Genomic DNA, 17,318 nt, shown 5'->3' with positions numbered 1-17,318 from the left:
TCCTAATGGATATAATAGGACAAGACCATCGCTTACGAAAGGAGCCTGTTATGACGAATCAGGCAATCATGGCCATTGGCATTTTTCTCGTTACCTACGCATTTATTATCAGTGAAAAACTGCACCGTACAATAGTAGCGATGTCCGGCGGAATCCTCATGGTACTGTTCGGGATTGTCTCTCAAGAGCAAGCTATCCATCATATTGACTTCAATACGCTGGGCTTGCTGATCGGGATGATGATACTCGTTACTGTAACCGCGCAGACTGGCGTCTTCAAGTACGTGGCTATTCGTGCAGCCAAGGCTGCCAAAGGGAAACCGATACACATTTTGGTTTATTTGAGCATCATTACAGCGGTTGCTTCTGCCTTTTTGGACAATGTCACCACCGTGTTGCTGATTGTACCCGTTACCTTCAGCATTGCACGTCAGCTTCAGCTAAATCCCATCCCTTTTCTCATTAGTGAGATCATTGCCTCGAACGCGGGCGGTACCGCTACTCTCATCGGAGATCCGCCGAACATTATGATCGGCAGTGCGGTTCCTGAATTAGATTTTATGGCGTTCTTGGTCAACTTGGCTCCCGTCATCATTATCATTATGGCAGCCACGGTCCTCTGCTTTGTTCTGATTTACCGCAAGCAGCTTGTTACCTCCCCCGAGCTCAGTGCAAAAATCATGCAATTGAACGAGAGGGATGAGATTACGGATGCTGTTTTGCTGAAGAAATCACTCTCTGTGATGGCCCTGACGATCGTTGGCTTCATGCTTCACGGAGCTCTGCAGCTGGAGACGGCGACGATTGCTTTGACGGGTGCTTTCCTCCTGCTGCTACTAACGGGCGAGCATTATTTGGACGACGCAATCAGCAAAGTGGAGTGGAATACGATCTTTTTCTTCATTGGTCTATTCGTTCTCGTCTCTGGCCTCGTGGAAACTGGCGTCATCGCGAAGCTGGCCGGCGAAGCCATCAACCTGACAGGAGGAGATCCGCTGCATACCTCCCTTTTGATCCTATGGCTGAGTGCCATTGCTTCTGCTTTCGTAGACAATATCCCTTTTGTCGCGACGATGATCCCGATGATCAAAGAGATGGGAGCGCTCGGAATTACCAACTTGGAACCGCTGTGGTGGAGTCTTGCACTTGGAGCTTGCTTGGGCGGTAACGGTACATTAATCGGAGCAAGTGCGAACGTCATTGTTGCTGGATTGGCATCCAAGGAAGGCTACAACATCAGCTTCATGGGCTTCCTGAAGGTTGCATTCCCCCTCATGCTTCTCTCGATTGTCATTTCGCATTTGTATGTGTATCTGCGCTATTTTATCTGGTAAGGAGGAGTACGAATGCTGCTCTATACATTTGATGAATCTTTGATCACTATCACAGAAGCTGCAAACACAAATGACGTCACCTTTCAGATTTCCGTCCACACGGAAGAGATGCGCAGACGGTTAAAGCAGGTACGTTCCTACTTCGAGGACAACAAAGATTATACCGACGTCTTGTTCTACACACAAGCAGACGGGACCTATGAAGTGATCGTTAGAAATGATTCTATCCATCCCTTTTTGATTCATGCTTTTCGCTTTCAATGCTTAAAATCGCTGCAGTGGGAATAAGCTTGCAGACGCAAAAAAGACTCCGCCGAAATGATTACGGCAGAGTCTTTTTTTTGGTTCGTTGAATCCTCTACTCAAGAATCGACAAGAGATCTCTCACGTCGTCGAGAATATAGTCAGCTTTTACGTCCTCAAACTTCGCACGAGCCTCTTGACCAGACAGCCCCGTAAGCGTTGCGGCAAATTTGCAGCCAATGGACCGTGCGGCTAGAAAGTCTGCCGGCGAATCTCCTACAATCAAGACTTCATCTCCCTTTTGAATAGGCAAGGAGAAGTTTACCACATCGCTATTTGGAGCAGACAAACCAAGCAGCCCCTTTACATACGAGTACGGATGCGGCTTGGACATTGGCGCATGAGACGGGAATTCCTCTTCTGCTTCTAGGACATGAGATGCAGTAACCACGCGATTTGGGTCAAACCATTCCAGGATCTTCATTTCCGAGAGTGGAACATGTGTCTCGAGCGTAGGACGGCCAGTACCGATTCCAAGCGTATATCCCTTCTCCTTCAACGTGCGGAACAGCTCGATCATTTCCGCAGGTGGTACGATCGGGATCTCGTCTGTCAGAAAGCCTTTCTTACCAGTCTGGCTGGTTTCCCGACCGATGGAAGCCGCAACCCTCTCGTCACCCAAATACCATTCCTGAAACGTTTCGTAGCATAGCTGCCACAGGGTGCTGCTGCGAGAGAAAATTTCTGTGTCTACACCAAGACGCTCTTTCGTGATTTGATTCAAGTACAGCAGCATTTCTGCCTTTTGTGCGGAGCCTTTTGCAAAATCAGGGATAAAGGCTGCATAGTCAACCGTAAAGTCGGGTGCATAAGCAGCGCCCCACTCTCTGAGCTTGGCCAGTTCAGCGCGGTCCACTTGTCCACGGAGAATACTCTTTGCCTCATCGCCTACATGCGGCATCAGAGCTTCTACCAACCGAATCACTTGATAGGAGAACGCGAGATAAACCATGTCCCAGTTGGAGTTGATTCCACGAGCTTTGATCAGATCCAGCACTTCGTCATTTGCAAACACTTGCTCGCGCACCCGACGTATTTCCTCTTCCACCGGAGCGGGAGTAAAAGAATCAGACCTTACGCCCAAATACTGCGGGCTGTACAGCATTTCCCATAGCGTCAAGGCAGAAGCATCGAAGTAACGTTCTTCGCTCAGCATAACCCCATCTACATCAAAAAGAATCGTCTTGATCATTTCTCTCTACACTCCTATTTTGTTTTCGATTGCAGCATCAAGGCAATCGTAAACGTCGTTCCTTCTCCCATTTTGCTCTGTACGCCTATCGTCCCGCCGTGAGCCTCGACAATGTTCTTGGCGATGGCAAGACCAAGTCCAGTGCCGCCTACCCGACCTCGCGTACGCGCTTTGTCGGCTTTATAGAAGCGTTCAAATACGAACGGCAGATCTTCCTGGGGAATACCACTGCCCGTATCACTAATCTCCAGCAGCAAAGTCTTGTCGCCGCGAGCCCGGATGGTCACGCTGCCTTTGCCCGGAGTATGTCGTAGCGCATTGTCAATCAGGTTGGTCAGCACTTGTTCCATGCGATCGGGATCCATACTGACCACATTGTGAGAGGTTGACATTTCCAAGAGCAAATGAATATCCCGTTCCCGCGCCAAATTCGTAAACTTGCGCTGGATACGCTCCAAATACGGCCGCAGCTCCACAGGCTCGCGGAACAGCTCCACATGACCTGCTTCCATTCGTGCCAGGCTTAGCAGCTCATTGACGAGCTTGGTCATGCGGACGGACTCATCGTATATGATTTGCGCCAGTTCTTTGTGTTCTTCCGGTGTAGTGGCGATGTCGTCCACGATCGCTTCGCTGTATCCTTGCAGCATGGACAGCGGCGTCCGCAGCTCATGGGATACGTTTGCTACAAAATCGTTGCGCATTTTATCCAGTTTGCGCTCCTGTGTCATATCGCGCAGGACAGCGACTGCCCCACGAATTTGCTCGCGATCAATTACCGGAACCATGACCAGCGCCCAAATCCGCCCTTGTAGCGGGATATCCTCTGTCACTTCCTGACCTGTTTGAACAACCTGCTGATAGATTGGGAACAACGGGGCAGGTTCATCTGGATGCTCGAATTTCCAGTCGCGCAAAAAGCGCTCACCCGGAGGATTCGTTAAAGCGATTTTGCCCTCTGCATCGATCATGACTACACCGTCAACCATGCTTCTCAGTACGCTCGCCAATTGTTCTTTTTCCTTGGACAGCGCATCTACCAATTGGTTGAGGCGAGCAGCCATCGTATTAAAGGACGCGGCAAGCTCCCCTGTCTCATCTGCAGTACGGACGGGAATCTCTGCATGAAAGTCCCCTTCCGCAATGCGATGCGCGGTTTCTTTCATCTGACGCAAAGGAATCGTCACCCTCGACGATAGGAAGAAGGCAAACACCGTGGTAGAAACAAAAGCGAGAACGCCAACCACAAAGATCAGGAAGCGAACTTCATTCACCGTATCATCAAAATCTTCCATCGCCTGATACATGACGACAGAGCCATGCTTGCCAGCGGAATATTCCATCGGCACAGCTACCGCGATCAGTTGCAGACTCGCATTGGGATTCTTTTGGTCGTTCGCCCCCACTTGCAAATAGATGCGTTTCGGTGCGGGATGTTGACCCGCCAAGGCCTCCTCAAGCTTTAGCTCAGGAGAAGCTAGCAGGTCATCGACCGGTATGCTGGGAAGACCTTTCCCCTCGCTCTTCCCAATGACGTTTTTCTGATCGTCCAAGACCACCATTCCGGTGTGATGCACGACGCCAAATGCCGCTGCCATCTCCAAAGCGCCTTGTGTATTGTCGCTTGCTGACAATCCGCTTGATAATCCTTCCGCCAGATCCTGCAAATTTTGCGTCTGTCTGTTCGTATAGAAGCTGTCAAAGGATTGTACGATGAGCAAGCTGAAAATCGTGAGTACCAAGGCAAACAAAGCAATGATCGTCATCCAAAGCTTTCCGACAACGCTGCGAAAAAAAACATCCACTTTATTTTGGCACCTCTAATTTGTAACCGACGCCCCATACGGTAGCTATCATATTCGCTGCCTGAGGAGAGACACGGTTTAATTTTTCGCGCAAACGCTTGATGTGTGTATCAACCGTGCGAAGATCTCCAAAAAACTCGTAATGCCAAACATCTTTCAGTAGCTCCTCGCGAGTGAATACCTTGTCAGGCGAGAGCGCCAAATAGTGCAAAAGCTCGTATTCCTTTGGAGTAAGGCTGACTTCTTGACCACTGGCAATGACTTTGTGTGCGTCATGATCAATGGTCAGTTCCGGAAAGACCAGGACAGAATGGCTGTTAAAGGTCTCTGTTTTCAAATAAGCAGTTGCCGACGAACGACGCAGGATCGCCTTTACACGATACATGACTTCACGAGGACTAAACGGTTTCACGACATAATCGTCAACCCCGGCTTCAAAGCCATGAACGCGATTGGTCTCTTCTCCCTTTGCCGTCAGCATGACAATCGGAGTCGCTTTGAATTCCCGAATGCGCTGACAAACTTCGATCCCATCCATTCCCGGTAGCATCAGATCGAGCAAGATGATGTCGTAGTCGCTCCCGACTGCCATTTCGACTGCCTGTTCTCCGTTGTCTGCCTCGTCGATCAAGAAGTTTTCTCTTTCCAGATACATTTTCAACAGACGGCGGATGCGTTCTTCGTCATCCACCACAAGGATACGTGCCAATTTCTCCATGCCCAACACCTCTTAGCGATTTGATTTCGTATAAATGATGGAAGATAGTCCAAAAAGCTGGTCTAGACCAGCTTTTTTCTCGGATAAATTATACACCAGCATAGGAGTGCAAACCAGCAATAACCAGATTGACTACGACCAGTGTGATCAAGATGATGACAAACCCGATAACGGACATCCAGGCAGACTTCGCACCGATCCATCCGCGGGAGAGTCGTAAATGCAAGTACGCGCTGTAGAACAGCCATACGATCAATGCCCATACTTCTTTCGGGTCCCAACCCCAGAAGCGACCCCATGCTTCTTGCGCCCAAATCATGGCAAAAATCAGGGCACCCAGCGTAAACACGGGATATCCGATACTGATGGCGCGATAACTGATTTCATCCAGCAGTTCTGGTTCAATGCCCTCAACAGATGGCTGGATCAATGCACCCAGACGTTTTCGGAAGATCAACCGCAGAACACCATACAATACGACACCTGTAAGTACCGACCAAAGCATGGTGTTCAGCTTGCGAGCAGCATCCTTGCCTTCCATCCACGTAGGGGCTGTAAACAGCGGAGACATCGGACCTTGCTTGATGATCGTAGCATCAGCTGGAGCTACAAGAGCTGGCATCGTATACTCAGCCTGTGCTTTTTCCATCTGCCCCATTGCATTCTGTGTTTCTTTGTTCATTTCAAATACTGTTTTCTGGTCCATACGAGCGAATGTCGATTCCATCCCGATAAAACCAACCAGCATCAGCACAACAGCCAGAACGACTTCTAGCCATTTTGTACTCTTCGTAGATACGGTTTGCGGTACTGTGCGGATCAAATACATCAGACCAGCCGCAAAGCCGACTGCCAAAATTCCTTCACCCAGCGCTGCTGTCGTTACGTGAATATGCAGCCAGTAGCTTTGCAGAGATGGGATCAGCGGTGTAACATCCTTGGGAAACACATAGGAGTACGCCAGCATGATCACGCCGAGTGGCAATACGAATGCTCCGATTACTGTCAGCTTATAAATCCTGTAAATAATCAGATAGGCAAGAATAATACAGAAGTCCAAAAACGCCATGAACTCGAACATGTTGCTGGTTGGGCTATGTCCTCCCCCAATCCAGCGAGTCACGACATAGCCTGTCTGTGCGATAAAGCCGATGACGGCGAGCCAGTAGGCAATCCGTCCATACTTTGCTTCATGTTGCTTGGGGTCGCGCCCCGCCCAGTTCTTCCCCGTCATAGCTATGACGAAAACAATGGACGAGAGCACATAAAGCAGAAACGCAATATCCAATAACCAGTCACTCACTTGGATGAACTGCACGTCGAGTGTCCCTCCTTGAAGCGATTACGCCTTCGATTTTTCTTCTACGGTCAATGGCAGCTTCGTCTGTTCGATCAGCCCGTCGACCTCTCTGCGCAGGCCAAACCAGTTTTTGTTGGTATGTCCTGCCAGCATCACGTCATCCTCCTGGAATTGGACCCAAATCCGTCTATGTTGCCAGAAGAAGCCCATCGCTACCCCGATCATGAAAATGAAGGATCCGAAGTAGATCAACGGCACTGCTTTGTCCTTTCTAACATTCAACCCCGTAATATCGATCAAATCCGGCTTTCGGATGACCAAGCCAAATTGTGGATCGGTTTTTTGGGTGATAACCGAGCCTTGCAGGTACACCATCTTTTCACTGATCTTTCCGTTGTCCGCAATAATCTCCAGAGCGACCATCGGATTTTTGGGCAGGTTGGTTTGCGTGGCTGGCTTACCGTCAGCCCCCATAATAAAATCGGGGAAGTAATCCAGTGTTCGAACTTTGATACCATTGCCTAAATCCTGTTCTTTGGGAGGGTCGTACAGATCGACCTTGATCAAGCCAAGTTCTTTATTCCCGTTCTTTTGATCGATGAGGTTGAAGTTAAGCGCTCCCAATTGCATTTCTTGTACACCTGATTGATAGAGGTAAAGACTCTCGTGCTCCATCGGATGATTCACGACGATCGGTCCACTTTTTACTTCTATCAAGTCTGGCTTTGCTCCCGGCAAGTCCGCGTTTTTATTCAAGTACAGGATGGCATCTGTCTGAAAGCTCTTTGGAATGACCCCGCCTTTTAAATCCAGCTTCTCAGGCATTTCGCTCTCCGACCAGTATTCCGTGTGATAGGAAACATTCTTGACGTAATAAGGCGTATCCGGGATCGCAACGGTTTGCCCTTCGCGGACCCAAACGTATTCGTCCATGAAAAAGCCAGGAATACTACGCATCAAAACGCCGATCAAGAAAAGAATCAAACCGATGTGGTTCGTGTAGGGCCCCCAACGGCTAAAACGGCCTTTTTCCGCCATCAGAGCTCGATCCGTGGAGAAAATCCGATAGCCTTTTTTACGCAGCACTTGCGCGGCATTTGCGAGAAGCTCGTCCTGCTTGGCTCCTTCCGGCATCGGCCCTTCAGCAAACAGCTTTTGTCCCTTCAAAAAAGACTTGTGCTGGTTGAGTCGAGGTTTTTTCAACGCTTTGTACAGGGGAATGACCCGGTCAAGACTACAGATCACGAGGGATGTCCCCAGCATCACGAGAAGCGTTACAAACCACCAGGAAGAGTACAGATTGTGAAAGCCCAATTCATAGTAGATCGTACCCAGCTTCCCGTAGGTTTCCGTATAAAAACGGGCGACATCGGCTTCGGTGGGCACTGGTACAGGTATGTATTGCTGCTGCGGAAAAATGGTTCCTACAGCGGATCCTATCAAAATGACAATAATGATACCGATTGCAATTTTGACAGAAGAAAACCAGTTCCAAACTCGATCAATTACTTTTTTCGTATACGTTTGTGAACGGCGCGCCATTCCTTCGTAGCGCATGTCCGGAAATGCTGTCTGCTCCTCAATCTCAATGTCCAGCGGCTTGCCGCAAGATTCGCAGAGCAGCGTCCCAATGGGATTGGTATGTCCACATTCACATTTTCGCTGATCCATTATTGAACCTCACTTACGGCAAGATTTTTGACACTTTTTGTGCAATCATAGCTTCGTTTAATTGACCGATAAAGATTTCTTCTACATCCCCGTCCGGCGAAATGAAAAATGTCGTCGGGATCGGTCCGATGCGATACAGCTTGGTAATTTGCGATTGACTGTCCAAGAGAATCGGGAAGTTAACACCGAACTGCTTCACGAAAGGCTCTACGGCAACCGTCGACTCTCCAATATTGACCCCCACTACGACAAGTCCTTTATCCTTGAACTGGTCGTATTGCTGCTGCAAGGCCGGCAATTCCTTTTTACAGGGCTCACACCAGGTCCCCCAGAAATTGAGGACGACTCCTTTGCCCTTCAGATCACTCAATGCCATATCTGGCCCGTTCAGCTGCTGCAGACTGAAATTTGGTGCAGCTTTCCCTACCTTAACAGCGTTCGGATCTTTAACGAAGCTGGAATAGAGAGCAAAGACAAGTGCCACGAGCAAGAGGCCCAATACGGCGACTCTTATGTATGTACGATTGCTTTTGTTCATGTTGCTCTAACTCCCATCTACCACTATTAGAATTGCAACGTTTTTCCTTTCTATTATAGCGTTCCTAGATTTTCCGGCAGCGCATAACTTATGAACACATTTTGAACGAATCAGCGATTGCGTGCTCTGCTTTTCCGATTCTGTACAAGTCCTTGCTTCAGCTTTTCAACTTCCGAGCTGGTCAGATGGCGATATTGTCCTGCCGAAAGTCCTTCCAGTGTCAAAAAACCGAGACGTATACGTTCCAGTGTAAGGACGGGATGTCCGATCGCATCGCACATGCGCCTCACTTGTCTGTTGCGCCCCTCGTGAATGGTCAGCTCTACCAATGCCTTGTCTCGCGCAGGTGCCGTCTCCAGCAGCCTAGCCTCACCGGGCGATGTCATGCCATCCTCCAGCGAAATACCCGTTGCCAGCCTCTTCACTTTGTCGGGGGAAGGGACTCCCTTCACCCATGCACGGTAGACTTTATCAATCTCGTAGCTCGGATGAGCCAGCCTGTTGGCAAGCTCGCCATCGTTGGTAAGCAGCAGCAAGCCAGACGTATCATAGTCCAATCGTCCAACGGGATAGACCCGCTCTTTGATTCCTTTTAACAAGTCGGTAACAACCCGTCGTCCACGGGGGTCGGATACGCTCGTAATGACGCCTGTGGGCTTATGCAGCATCAGATAGACATGCTGCTCGGTTTGGATGGGTCTTCCATGTACCAAGATATGATCAGCCTGCGGGTCTACCCTCGTACCCAATTCTCGTACCACCTTGCCATTTACCTGTACATGCCCTTGCACAATCAATTCTTCACAGTGACGACGAGAGGCGACTCCGGCGTGTGCTAATACTTTTTGTAATCGTTCCATTCATGGTTCACCTCTACAACATCATACCCATTCTTACCAGTGTGGACAAGAAAAAGGGAAAAACTTCCCCGAGGTGCGGAAGTTTTTCCCTGTCCATCCTATATGGATCATTTCGAAAAAACGTACGTAACGATAAGTAGTGAAAAGATAACCCCAGCCAGATCCGACCACAGCCCGACCTTCAATGCATAGGAAGAGTTGCGTATCCCCACGGCTCCGAAATAGACAGTCAGCACGTAAAGGGTCGTATCTGTACTGCCTTGCATGGTTGCAGCCAATCTCCCCAGGAAAGAATCCGGTCCGTGCTGAGCGATCAAATCAGTCGCGATGGCCAGCGAACCTGTACCTGTCAACGGTCTCAGCAAGGCCAGCGGGACCAGTTCTTCCGGAAAATGCAGCGTGTCCAGCACGGGTCTCAATAGGCCAAGCAAAAGCTCGAGGGCACCGGATTCCCTGAACATCGTTACTGCGACCATCATCGCAATCAAGTGAGGGAGTATGCGAATCGTTGTCGTCAGGCCGCCTTTTGCCCCCTCGACAAACGTCTCATACACCGGAACCTGCTTGCGCCAGCCGTAAAGCAGCACAAAGGCGATCGTGACGGGGATAGCCCAAAGAGAAATCAGGGATACCCATTGGTACATGCGGTTTCCCCCTATCGGTAACGACGTACATGGCGATAACGATACAAGCGATCAATCAACAGAGCTACTATGGTAGCAGCAAAGGATGAGAGCAAGGTAGTCCCGACGATCTCTACCGGATTGACCGAGCCGTACTGCATGCGAATCGCGATCATGGTCGTCGGTATGATCGTGATGCTGGCCGTATTGATCGCCAAAAGCGTGCACATGGCGGGTGAGGCTACCTGCTTATCGCCATTCAGCTTTTGCAATTCTTCCATGGCTTTAAGGCCCATCGGTGTTGCTGCATTTCCCAATCCCAGCAAATTGGCGCTCATATTGGACAGAATGTAGCCAATCGCCGGATGCCCTTTGGGAACATCGGGAAACAGCAGCTGGATGAGAGGTGACAGAGCACGTGCCAAAAGCTCCAGCAATCCGGATTTCTCCGCGATACGCATCAGCCCCATCCAGAATGCGAGTATGCTCAAGAGGCCGAAGCATACGGTCACTCCTGTTTTCGCGCCATCGAACGCAGCTTGGTTGATCAGCTCCATCCGTCCGTTAATCGCCGCTACGACGATACTGATGACAATCAGAGCCAGCCAGATGATGTTAAGCACTCCACAGCCCCCCCGCAGCGATCTCCCAGAAATGCTGCCAGAAGCTTTGAGCCTTAGCTTTTGGAAGAGCTGATGTCGGTGTGTCCACGTTCACGAGAAGAGGCACCTGGCCAATCATATCGTCTTTCAGGTAGATCTGCATGAACCCTACCAATTGGCCGTTCATTTTGCCATTGATGATCGACTCACCTAAAACAATTTTCTTATGGACAGCTTCTGTTTCCGTCTGCTGCAAAGGATAACGGAACGAATTCATCGTGACCAAATGAGTACCTGCTTCTAGCGTGACGGGTGTATCCGGCTTGACGGTTTCTTTTTGTCCTACGAGCTCTTTCACAGGAAAGTTCGCAAACCCCCAGTCGAGCAGCTTGGCTGAATCATTCCAGTCATCCGATGCATTCAAGGTAATGGTAGCGAGCTGTCGTCCCTCTCTCGTTGCAGAAGTAGCGAGACAGCGCTTTGCCAGCTTCGTATAGCCTGTTTTTACGCCGTCCGCACCGTTGTATAGGTGCAGCATTTTATTCTTGTTGAGCAGTCTTCGATCCCACTGCTCTCCTTCCCACGAAATATCTTTTACTTTTGAAGAGACAATTTGCCGAAAAACGGGGTTGCGCAGCGCGTAGGCTGAGAGCTTGACCATATCCTCCGCCGTGGAGTAGTGCATGTTGCTGTCATCCAGCCCATGCGGATTGGTAAAGTTGGAATGCTCCATCCCGATCAATGCCGCTTTTTCATTCATCATGTATACAAAGCCAGGCAAGGAGCCGCCCACTGCTGTCGCAATCGTCACAGCCGCATCGTTACCGGAGCGGAGCATCAACCCGTACAGCAGCTCTTCCAGCGTCAGTTTTTCCCCACGCTTCAAATAGATCGAGGAGCCTTCGACACCAACTGCTTCCGGGGGAACCGTCACGACTTGATCCAGCTTGCCCGACTCGATCGCGACTATTGCGGTCATCGTTTTCGTCAGACTGGCGATCCTCATTTTTTTTGAGCCATTTTTCGAGTAAAGGATGCGACCGCTCGCAACGTCTATCAAGGCTGCGCTTTCCGCAGACAATCCGGGTGGAGACGCCGCTGCATTCACCTCAGTAGCTGGCAGCAGAGCCTGTATAAAAAGAAAAACGACGAGCACGCCGGACAATAATTTTCGCACGTTCATAAACGTCCTCCCCATTACAAAGTACAGCGAAGCAAAGGTTTGTACCATGTATATGGGGACGAGTCATCTGTTAGTACGAAAAACTGTCCGGTGTGTCTAGTCGTTTGTCGTCTCTTCTGCTTTCCCGAAGAGAGCGGAGGCTTCCAAGCGCGCTTCCTCAATATCCAGATTGACCGGGGGTTCTGGCAGATCGCCTATTTCCCGCAAGCCAAAGTGTTCCAAAAAGTCTTTGGTCGTCGCGTAGAGGATCGGCCGTCCAATCCCTTCGGCACGCCCCGCTTCTCGAATCAATTGCTTAGATAAAAGGGTGTTTAGTGCCTTTTCACATTTTACACCCCGTATTTCCTCGATTTCCGAACGGGTCAGCGGCTGCTTGTACGCAATAATCGCCAATGTTTCCAAAGCTGCCTGCGATAGGGTCGATTGGCTAGGCGAGCTGGCTAATCGCTCGAAATAAGGCACATGCTCAGGCAATGTCGTCAGCTGATAAGCCCGCGCGACCTCTACGATCTGAATCCCCCTGCCTGCCCGGCGGAAATCTGCTTTCATGTCTTCAATCAAGTCGATGACTTCTTCCTCAGATACCTCGGTAATCTCGCTGATTTCCTTGGCATCGATGCCTTCATCGCCCGAAATGAACAACAAGCCCTCAATGACACCTTTCAGCTTGTCATAGTCCATCCTCAGGGACTCCTTTCGTCGTGTTCTCACAAATCATGATGTCTTGAAACAACTGATTTTGAACGCACGTAATTTCTTTTGCTTTCATCAGCTCCAGAAGAGCCAAAAAACTAGTCACAATCTCGGAACGAGTCGCTCCACGGGAAAATAGCTGAGAAAAGCGCACCATTCCTCCCCCAACCCGCACCAGCTGGCGAATTTCATGCATTCGATCTTTAATCGACACTTCGTCACGGGATACCCTAGTGATCGGCTGCTTGTCATTGACCTTCTTCACCAGCTTTTCCAGGGCGGAGATCAAATCGTAGAGGGTCACGTCCTTGACGGTGTTCTCCTCTTCTTTCACATACGGTGCCAAATTCTCTGCAGGTCGAGTATATACCTGATTGCGTCCGATCTCCATTTCTCGCAGGCGCTCGGCGAGCATTTTATAGCGTTTATACTCCAACAGACGCTGTACCAGCTCTTCCCTTGGGTCGATCTCTTCTAAGTCCATATCGAGGTGCTGTTGAAAGACGTGCTCCTCTTTTTTCGGCAGCAGCATCTTGCTTTTGATCGAGAGGAGACTCGCCGCCATCACGACAAATTCGCTCGCGACATCCAGCTGCAGCTGCTGCATCGTATCAATCGTCGCCAGATACTGCTCGGTTATTTCCGCGATGGGAATGTCGTAAATGTCCACTTCGGCCTTGTCGATCAAATGGAGCAACAGGTCGAGCGGCCCCTCAAAGGAATCCAATTTGATGCTGTAAGCCACGGTAGTCCCTCGTTTCCTTTATATGAACAGTGTAACGATCTGAACGGCTACTTTTTGCACCCAGAGGATCATAAAGCCCATCGGTATTCCGAAAATGGTAGAACTGACACCTGGAATAAAAATAAGCAATAGCAGGATCCACGGTCCATAAACTTCAAAATTGTAGTAGAATCGGTCCAAATGTCTAGGGGACAAGAAACGCAAAATTTTGTATCCATCTAAAGGCGGAATCGGCAATAAGTTGAAAACAAACAAGGCGGCGTTGATCACAATACAAAACTCCATCGTGGTTTGAATCGCGAAAGCCAATTTTTCATTCATTCCCACCAATGCGTCATTGTGGCCTACCACAATGTACAAGACGGAGAACAAGATGGCAAGCACCAGATTTACCAACGGCCCCGCAGCAGACACGTACACAATCCCCAGCCGTTTGTTTCCGCGAAAATGCAGCGGGTTGATCGGAACTGGCTTCGCCCAACCAAACGGTCCAAACAAAATCAGGATCAAGCCGAACGGATCGATATGGGGGATCGGATTTACGGTCAAGCGCCCCTCATCCTTGGCCGTGTTGTCACCCAGCTTCCAGGCCACAAAAGCATGTGCCCATTCATGCAAAGAGAAGGCGATGACGAACGCGATCATGCGGAACGGCACCGTCTTCCAATCAAAATGAAATAGATCCATTGGTTCCTCCTCAAAAAAATCGTCTATTTTCTAGCATACCAGTAGATGGATATGCTTACAAGCCTTCTCCCCCTAGCATTCACGTGTCCTTCCCCAAACAAAAAACACTGACGAAATCCATCGCCAGTGTTTGGAGAAAAAGCCCTCTTATTCAGCAGATACTTTTACAGTACCCATTTTGTCGCCTTGCTTGATTGCATCCACGTGTTCCATACCGGAAGTAATTTTTCCGAATACGGTATGTACGCCATCCAGATGTGGGAAAGAATCGTAGCAGATGAAGAACTGGCTTCCGCCTGTGTCTTTACCAGCATGCGCCATAGAAAGGGCACCACGCAAATGCTTGTGTGGGTTGCCTTTCGTTTCACATTTGATGGTGTATCCAGGGCCGCCTGTACCTGTTCCATAAGGGCATCCGCCTTGTGCTACGAAACCTGGGATAACACGGTGGAAAGACAAGCCGTTGTAAAAGCCTTCGTTAGCCAGTTTTTCAAAGTTGGCAACCGTGCCAGGAGCTTCCTGATCGTACAGTTCGAGCTCGATCACATTCCCATTTTCCATGGTGATTTGTGCTTTTTTCATATGTATAGCCTCCAGACCTGGTAAAGTTAACGTACCCATTTTACCATGCGTTTGGTGCGCCGTCCAATTTAACCCTGGGACGCAGTGTGCACATCATCCGCTGCACAATCCCACTCGTCCAAAAAGATGGTTCCCGGCAGCTCCTTCGCGAGCTTTTTTACAAAGGCTGCCCGCTCAGCAATTGCTTCCACATTCGCATAACGCCCCGGTGTCAGACGTACGCCTGCCATGGACATAGAGAGTACGGAACCATCCCCCATCCTGCGTTTTTCATAGATGTCGATGTAATACGGCGAGAACGCGTTGATCAAAAAGCTGACCAGTTCAGCGGCACAGCTCTCCTGCGTAATGACGATGAAATCATCTCCGCCAATATGACCCACGAAATCAGTCGCACTCCCATAGCACCTCACAGCTTCCTTTAAAAGATTCGCTGTACGCACGATAATCTGGTCTCCGACTTCAAAGCCGTATCGATCGTTGAACCATTTGAACCGATCCAGGTCGCAGTAGATGACGACTTGTGACTCTTTTTGCTTGATTCGCTTGTTTAGTTCCCGCTCGATCTGTATATTGCCTGGCAGACCTGTGAGCGGATTGGCAGAGCTTGCCATTTCCAGCTTGATGGAGGCCATTTTGTCCAGCAAGCTTTGAACCGTCACAATTCCCAGGTACTCCTTCTCCTCACCCGTAATGATCACCACGTCATAGAGATGGTGGGAATCACGGGCCATCGCCTGCCTGGCTACTTCATCCAGCTTGTCGTCCCTATCCACGGTGAGTGGATTCGCATTCATGACCTGTGAAACTGGGCGCTCGTAATACAAGGCGATTCCGTACTGGCCACCCAGGATTTGATACAGCTGAAAACGCATCACGAGCCCAATCGGCTTTCCTTTTTCCAGCACAACGACACTTTCGATTCGCTGGTTCTGTTCAAAGATTTCATGGACACGCCTTACTCTTTCCTGCTTATCCATGCAGATCGTCTTCACGAGAATTTCCGACATGGCGGGGGTAAAGAGCAAGGGCTCGTCTCGTCCGCTCGTTCGTTTTTCCTGCATGAACCGCAAGAAATTCAAGGCCTCGCCGCGGACATGCGTCATCCCTTTGTCTGGCCGCCCTAGATAGTAGCCCTGCCCATAGGCGACCCCTACTTCCATCAAGGTTTCCAGCTCTCTTTGCGTCTCGATGCCCTCTGCAATGATTTTGCACCCTACCTTGTTGGCAAATTGGACGAATGTCTCCAGCAATGCCTGTTTGATCGGATCAACATCCACATTGCGAATGAGGGACATGTCGAGCTTGATAAAATCCGGGTAAATCTCGGTGATCGACTCCAGACTGGAGTACCCCGCTCCTGCATCGTCTACGGCGATCAGGTATCCTTTTTTCCGGTATTCTTCAATGATTTTACGAAAAACCGCATAGTTGGAGATCGCGTGACGCTCTGTAATTTCCAGCACAATATTATGAGGATTCAGTCCAAACTGCTCAATCTGGGAAAAGACCTCTCCCCGCAGCAGGTACGGATCGTCGATCGCACGCGGATCGAGATTGATAAACAGCTTCTGTGACGGCTTCAGGTAGCGCAGCTGATCCATGGCTCGTTTCCGACAAATATGCTCCAAGCGAAAAACTGAGTCCGTCTCCTCTGCATATTTGAACAGCATAGCTGGAGACTCGAAAAGACTGTCCACCGGCCCCCGTGCCAACGCTTCCCAGCCCAGTGTTTCTCCGTCCGGCAAATGAATGATGGGCATAAAGCGCATGCTAACATTTTCCTCTGATAGCAGCTTGTGAAACTGTGTAACATTCGTATAGGTTTCGGATGTGACTCCGTATTTTGCCATATGCACAGCACGCTTGACGGACGTGTACATTTCTTTGACAATATCTTCTCCCGGTATGTCCGCATAGCCGATATGGACACGCAGCGCTTCCCGATTGACAAAGCCTACATGACGATTCAGCTGCTTCTCCGCCTGCTCCTGAAAATGGATGGACAGCATCCGACAATCCTCTTCATTCAGGCTCCCTTTAAAAGAAACATAAATGGCAAAATCATCGCCCCATAGCTTCTGGATCGCAAGAATTTTCCCTCTCATCTCAAACACCTGCCTAGATACAGGTGGCATAATCCTTTCAAATTGCTGCAGAACCCGTTTGGCTATCACATCGCCATAACGATTCTCCACCTCAGTCAGCTTGACGATGTCTACATAAAACATGATGATACTGCGCCCTTTGTCTACTTCCTGACGAATGATTTGTTTCATCCATTGGCGCTTATCCAAAGAAAAAAAGGGGATGCGTCGAAAGTGTTGCTTCAGCGTCGACCACATGGTGAATCGTTCCTCCTCGCCACCCCCATTATGGCAGTCGCTTGTTAATTTCTTGTAAATGAGGGATGGAGGATTCATGAATAATGTTACTTAGGACCTAAAAAAGCCTCCCCACATTGATATGCTCCCCTTTAAGT

At 49.6% G+C, this 17,318-nt stretch carries 17 protein-coding genes; 2 read left to right on the top strand and 15 right to left on the bottom strand.

From position 1 onward, the window contains the following. The first annotated feature begins 50 nt into the window (after nucleotides 1-50). Both EDM55_RS21555 and EDM55_RS21550 read left to right on the top strand, forming a co-directional pair. A complete protein-coding gene (locus tag EDM55_RS21555; protein ID WP_122961363.1) occupies nucleotides 51-1,334 on the top strand; it encodes an ArsB/NhaD family transporter in 1,284 nt (427 codons plus the stop codon). Nucleotides 1,335-1,346: 12 nt separating this feature from the next. Beyond that, a complete protein-coding gene (locus EDM55_RS21550) occupies nucleotides 1,347-1,622 on the top strand; it encodes a hypothetical protein (protein ID WP_122961362.1) in 276 nt (91 codons plus the stop codon). A 70-nt stretch (nucleotides 1,623-1,692) separates the two neighbouring features. Here EDM55_RS21550 and EDM55_RS21545 read toward each other — a convergent pair whose 3' ends face one another. The 15 genes from EDM55_RS21545 to EDM55_RS21475 form a co-directional block, all read right to left on the bottom strand. After that, nucleotides 1,693-2,829, bottom strand: coding sequence for an HAD family hydrolase (locus EDM55_RS21545; protein WP_122961361.1), 1,137 nt, complete (start codon nucleotides 2,827-2,829; stop codon nucleotides 1,693-1,695). Between the two features lie 14 nt (nucleotides 2,830-2,843). After that, a complete protein-coding gene (locus tag EDM55_RS21540) occupies nucleotides 2,844-4,634 on the bottom strand; it encodes an ATP-binding protein (RefSeq protein WP_122961360.1) in 1,791 nt (596 codons plus the stop codon). Between the two features lies 1 nt (nucleotide 4,635). Then, on the bottom strand, nucleotides 4,636-5,352 hold the full coding sequence (locus EDM55_RS21535) for a response regulator transcription factor (RefSeq protein ID WP_055743550.1): 717 nt from the start codon (nucleotides 5,350-5,352) through the stop codon (nucleotides 4,636-4,638). An 88-nt stretch (nucleotides 5,353-5,440) separates the two neighbouring features. After that, complete coding sequence (ccsB, locus tag EDM55_RS21530) at nucleotides 5,441-6,670, bottom strand: c-type cytochrome biogenesis protein CcsB (RefSeq protein ID WP_092272015.1); 1,230 nt, start codon at nucleotides 6,668-6,670, stop codon at nucleotides 5,441-5,443. Nucleotides 6,671-6,694: 24 nt separating this feature from the next. Continuing rightward, nucleotides 6,695-8,323, bottom strand: coding sequence for a cytochrome c biogenesis protein ResB (gene resB / locus EDM55_RS21525; protein ID WP_122961359.1), 1,629 nt, complete (start codon nucleotides 8,321-8,323; stop codon nucleotides 6,695-6,697). Nucleotides 8,324-8,336: 13 nt separating this feature from the next. After that, nucleotides 8,337-8,861 (bottom strand): thiol-disulfide oxidoreductase ResA, encoded by a 525-nt coding sequence (gene resA / locus EDM55_RS21520; protein WP_092272009.1) that lies wholly within the window; start codon nucleotides 8,859-8,861, stop codon nucleotides 8,337-8,339. A 110-nt stretch (nucleotides 8,862-8,971) separates the two neighbouring features. Further along, nucleotides 8,972-9,721, bottom strand: a complete 750-nt coding sequence (locus EDM55_RS21515) for a pseudouridine synthase (RefSeq protein ID WP_122961358.1) — start codon at nucleotides 9,719-9,721, stop codon at nucleotides 8,972-8,974. A gap of 107 nt (nucleotides 9,722-9,828) precedes the next feature. Then, a complete protein-coding gene (locus tag EDM55_RS21510) occupies nucleotides 9,829-10,365 on the bottom strand; it encodes a spore maturation protein (RefSeq protein ID WP_092272003.1) in 537 nt (178 codons plus the stop codon). An 11-nt stretch (nucleotides 10,366-10,376) separates the two neighbouring features. Continuing rightward, the gene (locus tag EDM55_RS21505; protein ID WP_122961357.1) at nucleotides 10,377-10,967 is read right to left on the bottom strand and encodes a nucleoside recognition domain-containing protein; all 591 of its coding nucleotides are present in this window, start codon (nucleotides 10,965-10,967) and stop codon (nucleotides 10,377-10,379) included. Beyond that, entirely contained in the window at nucleotides 10,960-12,129 is a 1,170-nt protein-coding gene (locus tag EDM55_RS21500; RefSeq protein WP_092271997.1) for a D-alanyl-D-alanine carboxypeptidase family protein, read from the bottom strand. Before EDM55_RS21500 ends, EDM55_RS21505 begins: the two co-directional genes overlap by 8 nt. Before the next feature lie 96 nt (nucleotides 12,130-12,225). Continuing rightward, nucleotides 12,226-12,810: an SMC-Scp complex subunit ScpB gene (gene scpB, locus EDM55_RS21495; protein WP_092271994.1), complete on the bottom strand. Its 585-nt coding sequence runs from the start codon at nucleotides 12,808-12,810 to the stop codon at nucleotides 12,226-12,228. Then, nucleotides 12,800-13,567, bottom strand: a complete 768-nt coding sequence (locus EDM55_RS21490; RefSeq protein ID WP_122961356.1) for a segregation and condensation protein A — start codon at nucleotides 13,565-13,567, stop codon at nucleotides 12,800-12,802. Before EDM55_RS21490 ends, scpB begins: the two co-directional genes overlap by 11 nt. Nucleotides 13,568-13,585: 18 nt before the next feature. Next, complete coding sequence (locus EDM55_RS21485) at nucleotides 13,586-14,254, bottom strand: site-2 protease family protein (protein ID WP_092271987.1); 669 nt, start codon at nucleotides 14,252-14,254, stop codon at nucleotides 13,586-13,588. Between the two features lie 147 nt (nucleotides 14,255-14,401). Then, nucleotides 14,402-14,836 (bottom strand): peptidylprolyl isomerase, encoded by a 435-nt coding sequence (locus EDM55_RS21480; protein WP_092271984.1) that lies wholly within the window; start codon nucleotides 14,834-14,836, stop codon nucleotides 14,402-14,404. 68 nt (nucleotides 14,837-14,904) lie between these two features. Next, the gene (locus tag EDM55_RS21475) at nucleotides 14,905-17,181 is read right to left on the bottom strand and encodes a GGDEF domain-containing protein (RefSeq protein WP_122961355.1); all 2,277 of its coding nucleotides are present in this window, start codon (nucleotides 17,179-17,181) and stop codon (nucleotides 14,905-14,907) included. Nucleotides 17,182-17,318: the final 137 nt, after the last annotated feature.

Origin of the sequence: Brevibacillus centrosporus, from assembly GCF_003710815.1 — a bacterium.
Classification (GTDB): domain Bacteria; phylum Bacillota; class Bacilli; order Brevibacillales; family Brevibacillaceae; genus Brevibacillus; species Brevibacillus centrosporus.
This window is presented reverse-complemented; position numbering and strand designations above follow the sequence as displayed.

Bases quoted from the DNA above. Each gene is read 5' to 3' on its own strand.
- EDM55_RS21475 (WP_122961355.1), bottom strand. From the start codon at position 17,181: ATGTGGTCGACGCTGAAGCAACACTTTCGACGCATCCCCTTTTTTTCT.
- resA (WP_092272009.1), bottom strand. From the start codon at position 8,861: ATGAACAAAAGCAATCGTACATACATAAGAGTCGCCGTATTGGGCCTC.
- resB (WP_122961359.1), bottom strand. From the start codon at position 8,323: ATGGATCAGCGAAAATGTGAATGTGGACATACCAATCCCATTGGGACG.
- EDM55_RS21545 (WP_122961361.1), bottom strand. From the start codon at position 2,829: ATGATCAAGACGATTCTTTTTGATGTAGATGGGGTTATGCTGAGCGAA.
- EDM55_RS21500 (WP_092271997.1), bottom strand. From the start codon at position 12,129: ATGAACGTGCGAAAATTATTGTCCGGCGTGCTCGTCGTTTTTCTTTTT.
- EDM55_RS21550 (WP_122961362.1), top strand. From the start codon at position 1,347: ATGCTGCTCTATACATTTGATGAATCTTTGATCACTATCACAGAAGCT.
- EDM55_RS21535 (WP_055743550.1), bottom strand. From the start codon at position 5,352: ATGGAGAAATTGGCACGTATCCTTGTGGTGGATGACGAAGAACGCATC.
- EDM55_RS21515 (WP_122961358.1), bottom strand. From the start codon at position 9,721: ATGGAACGATTACAAAAAGTATTAGCACACGCCGGAGTCGCCTCTCGT.
- EDM55_RS21485 (WP_092271987.1), bottom strand. From the start codon at position 14,254: ATGGATCTATTTCATTTTGATTGGAAGACGGTGCCGTTCCGCATGATC.
- EDM55_RS21480 (WP_092271984.1), bottom strand. From the start codon at position 14,836: ATGAAAAAAGCACAAATCACCATGGAAAATGGGAATGTGATCGAGCTC.
- scpB (WP_092271994.1), bottom strand. From the start codon at position 12,810: ATGGACTATGACAAGCTGAAAGGTGTCATTGAGGGCTTGTTGTTCATT.
- EDM55_RS21555 (WP_122961363.1), top strand. From the start codon at position 51: ATGACGAATCAGGCAATCATGGCCATTGGCATTTTTCTCGTTACCTAC.
- EDM55_RS21510 (WP_092272003.1), bottom strand. From the start codon at position 10,365: ATGTACCAATGGGTATCCCTGATTTCTCTTTGGGCTATCCCCGTCACG.